Source organism: Psychromonas hadalis ATCC BAA-638 (assembly GCF_000420245.1).
Classification (GTDB): domain Bacteria; phylum Pseudomonadota; class Gammaproteobacteria; order Enterobacterales; family Psychromonadaceae; genus Psychromonas; species Psychromonas hadalis.
Genome location: NZ_ATUO01000235.1, coordinates 1 through 3,824, shown reverse-complemented (window position 1 = coordinate 3,824; position 3,824 = coordinate 1). Strand labels below are relative to the sequence as shown.

At 37.1% G+C, this 3,824-nt stretch carries 4 protein-coding genes; 2 read left to right on the top strand and 2 right to left on the bottom strand.

From position 1 onward, the window contains the following. Together G322_RS24415 and G322_RS24410 are read right to left on the bottom strand one after the other, a co-directional pair. Positions 1-285 (bottom strand): flavodoxin domain-containing protein (locus tag G322_RS24415; RefSeq protein ID WP_245542351.1); only part of this gene is annotated, 285 nt, incomplete at its 3' end. After that, positions 248-475, bottom strand: a complete 228-nt coding sequence (locus G322_RS24410) for a hypothetical protein (RefSeq protein WP_022943076.1) — start codon at positions 473-475, stop codon at positions 248-250. The genes G322_RS24410 and G322_RS24415, both read right to left, overlap by 38 nt. Positions 476-1,204: 729 nt before the next feature. Between G322_RS24410 and G322_RS0117970 the strand changes: the two genes are divergently transcribed. Continuing rightward, entirely contained in the window at positions 1,205-2,077 is an 873-nt protein-coding gene (locus tag G322_RS0117970; RefSeq protein ID WP_022943075.1) for an AraC family transcriptional regulator, read from the top strand. Further along, entirely contained in the window at positions 2,040-3,575 is a 1,536-nt protein-coding gene (locus tag G322_RS0117965) for a L,D-transpeptidase family protein (RefSeq protein ID WP_022943074.1), read from the top strand. The genes G322_RS0117970 and G322_RS0117965 overlap by 38 nt, the downstream gene beginning before the upstream one ends. Positions 3,576-3,824: the final 249 nt, after the last annotated feature.

Sequence of the window (3,824 nt, the reverse complement as noted above, 5' to 3'; positions counted from 1 at the left end):
TTTGCCTGTTTGGCAGAAAAACTCGTAACTTGAATCACCAAGTCCTAACACTGCAAATTTTAGTGAATCTAGTTTTGGTGCTTTTTTAGAGGCTAAGAATGCATGTAAATCAATGGCATCATCGGGTGCTTCACCCTCACCGTTGGTACTGGCAACAATAATAAGATGGCTTTCATCTTTAATACTTTTTATTTTGTAATCGGCCATCGAGATAACACGGTGCGCGATACCTTTATTCTCTGCTTGCTCAGCTAACTGTTCCCCACATGCCTGTTTGTGTAGCATATAAAATGGTCAGACTTTGGCCTGAACTTACCGTCGCTTGTGCGCTTACTGGTGTTTGACTAACACCGGCTAAATAACCACTTACCCATGTGGTTTGCATCGGATCAAGTCCTGCCATCGCTTGTTGTAACTGCGAGAGTTGCAACGCTGATAAAGGCGACGTTAGCGCCGAAAGATTCGTTAATGCCATGAAACTATTTTCCACTATTACAAAAGATTAAAGGCGTTTACGCCTTACTTTTTCAACAATAAAAGAATTAATCGGGCTTTTTTATAACAAAATGGAATTAAGAGGGGAGGAGAGCAGGGCAAACGAGTCTAAAATAAACCGAATAAGTTTATTTTCCTGTTTTTGGAAGTGGGACTTTAGTCCTGCATGTTTTTAAATAGGGTAAATAGGAATTAAGTTCTCTTTAATCAATAAACATCACAGAGTTGGTGGTTAACGGTACTTAACCTGTCTTATTTAGACCCGTTTTCCCTAGGGAGGAGACTTCTTTTGATGGAACATTGTTTTTGTGGTCATCACCAACGCTCGAATGTAATTTTAAGTCGCGTTATTATCCAACAAAATCATCGCCCCGTTAAAAATTTAACTAACCGCGAACAGTTGTTATTGAGGTAATGCGTTAGCCAGTTTTGATTGCTTAGCTGATTGCATTTCCAGCCACGTGCATATTTGCTCAATAATGGTGTTTTATTGGATAAATCTACATATTAAAGGGGAAGTCACCCACTGTTAAATGACCCCTTTGTTATCAGTTGCTTGTCAATATAATATTGCTTAAAGTTTGATGTAAGTGATGAAATAGGCATATTTTTAATGTTTTTTATTTGACAGAATCTAAATAAATCCTAATTCTTAACAAGTATCTTAAGTTTTCTCGCGTATCACAAGCCCTGAAAAGGAAGCGTTATCATGGTTAATCACATGGAAAAAATATTACTTTTAATTGCTTTTGATCATGAATCAGCAAAACGTTGTATCGACGAATTAGCTTCATTTTGTGAAGTAGAGTGTTGCAACTTTATGGAAGAGCTTGAAGCATCCAATACGGAACCCGCTTCGGTGCTTTATTTAATGGATTGTACCAGTGTAGATCACCTACATAACATTGAATTTATTCGTAATAAATATCCTGATAAGAATTTTTTTGTTATCTCTAATACTGTTTCTATTCCATTATTACAGCATTTATTACGCATAGGGGTGACTGATTTTTTTATATCACCGTTATCCAACAAAGATAAACATACATTTTTCAATCGTCTAAAAAATGAAACTAATGTTCTATTATATCCAGATAAAATAGTCATGGATTTTGACCTCTTTTGTGCGCAGATGATTAAAAATAATCCGATAGGGGCTTTATTAAATATTATTGAACGTGATTATATTAAGAGCCCCTCTTTAAAAAGCTTATCTGAGGATATTTATTTAAGTCCCAGTCGTATTTGCCATATATTTAAAGATTTATGCGGTATTAGTTACAGTAGTTATTTAATCTGTCGTAAGATCGAAGAAGGGGAACGTTTATTAACCCTGGGTGAAAATACAGTGACTTTTATTTCCTACCAAATTGGCTTTGCCAATCCATCACACTTTTGCCGTAGCTTTAAAGAACATTTTAATATGACGCCGACCTCTTATGCCTCTGGTAATCGGGATGCCAAGCAAAGTGAAGCATTTTCCAAGTACCTAAAATTAAGAGCCGAACTTTTCTCTAATGTTGTATTAACAGAGGATCAGAACAATGAAATCAGCCCTTTTGGCAAGAAGAATATTTGCTAATGACACTCACCGTCATCACCCTATCTTAGCTTATATTAAATTTTTGGCTCTGTTGTTACTCTGTTTTTTCACTGTGTATGCAAATTCATTAGTTGCTCAACAAGTTATAAACACACGTTTTTTTACAGAAAATAAAACCACGGTTTACCAACATATATTACAACAATCTGAAAAAAAATATCTTTGGTTTGATACGACTGGTCTCACCTTAAACGGGGTTAGCTTAAACACGGTATTAGCAGATCTTGGCTGGTATGAGGTTGTCAATAGCAATGCTCTCTCCGAGGATAAGTATCAACAACACGACCAACGTTTAACCCTAGGGTTTTTACAGTTAATCAATATCAATCAACATAAAAAGCCCTTCGCCTTAGCAAGCGCCGAAGCAATTTTATTAACCGCGCTAAAGGAACAATCTGAGGATGAATTATTATTTTCTTTGCTTCCTGAGTATGACCAAATAAGTCATTTGAGAAAAGCGATTAGCTATTATCGCCACTTATCAGCTTCCCCCTGGCCAAAATTAGATGTCCATTTTCAGCCAAGGTTTGGACAAAGTCATAAGCAGGTAAAAGGCATTCGTAAGATATTAACGTTGCTGGGTGACCTTCCAGTACAGTCTCAGAGTATAAATCGACGAGATATCTATGATTCCGTTGCTGTTAAAGCGTTAAAAAAATTTCAGCAACGCCATGGTTTAGTGAGTGATGGCAAGTTAAGCCCCGACACTTATGCGACCTTACAAATTTCTCCAGAGCAGCGCCTTAAGCAGTTGCAAGCAAATTTAAGGCGCTGGTTTATTCTGCCGAATCAACCTCCTGATAAGTTCTTACTCATCAATATCCCTGGTTATCAGTTATCGGTGATAGAAAATGGCTTAACAACACTGCAAATGAAAGTCATTGTCGGTGATATTAATAACCAAACCCCTCTATTGATCACGCAAATAGACAGAATCACCCTTAATCCAACTTGGACTCCCACCGTTAATATTATTAACAGTGAATTAATACCGAGTTACCAGCAAGATTTTTTATCTTTACAGCGCAGTCACTTTCAGTTAATTAAGGGCACCATGTCGGGCGTGGAGACAAAAGAAATTGATCGCCCCAATTTAAACCTTAAAAAGTTATTACGCACTTATCGTTTAGTACAAGCACCTGGCGAAAATAATGCCCTCGGTTATTATCGATTTAATATCCCCAATACTAAAGCGATTTATCTACACGATACGCCCGTCAAATCGTTATTTAATCAACCCTATCGCGCATTAAGTCATGGTTGTGTGCGTTTACAAGATGCAAATTTGTTAGCTAACTATTTATTAAGCTTTGAAGATGATTACAAAAAAAATGCAATGTACGCTTCATTGCAATCAGGAAAAACCATCCATCTGCCTTTAAGTAATTCGTTAGCCGTTTATATCACCTATCAAACCACTTGGTTTGATAAACAGGGTGGTTTGCGTTTTTTGCCGGATATATACGGACTTGACTAACCGCTCGCAATGAGAATGCCGATAAAAAATAAGGTCTTTTATTTAATGCGACAGTGAAAGGTTACAGCACACATTTCTGCTATTTATTCACTTTACAAACAACTATACCCGTTATCAATCAAAGTACTTTATTCAGTCGTCAGCTCGGACACTAAGGCAAGGCGCAGTATAATAACAATGGCTAGCCCTTATCGAATACTGCAACACCGAATTAGTTTTCGAGCTGGCGACCCACAGGGCAAGCTTTGA

What these genes read in the sequence shown, in the direction of transcription:
- G322_RS0117970 (WP_022943075.1), top strand. Translation starts at nt 1,205, where the DNA reads ATGGTTAATCACATGGAAAAAATATTACTTTTAATTGCTTTTGATCAT.
- G322_RS24410 (WP_022943076.1), bottom strand. Translation starts at nt 475, where the DNA reads ATGGCATTAACGAATCTTTCGGCGCTAACGTCGCCTTTATCAGCGTTG.
- G322_RS0117965 (WP_022943074.1), top strand. Translation starts at nt 2,040, where the DNA reads ATGAAATCAGCCCTTTTGGCAAGAAGAATATTTGCTAATGACACTCAC.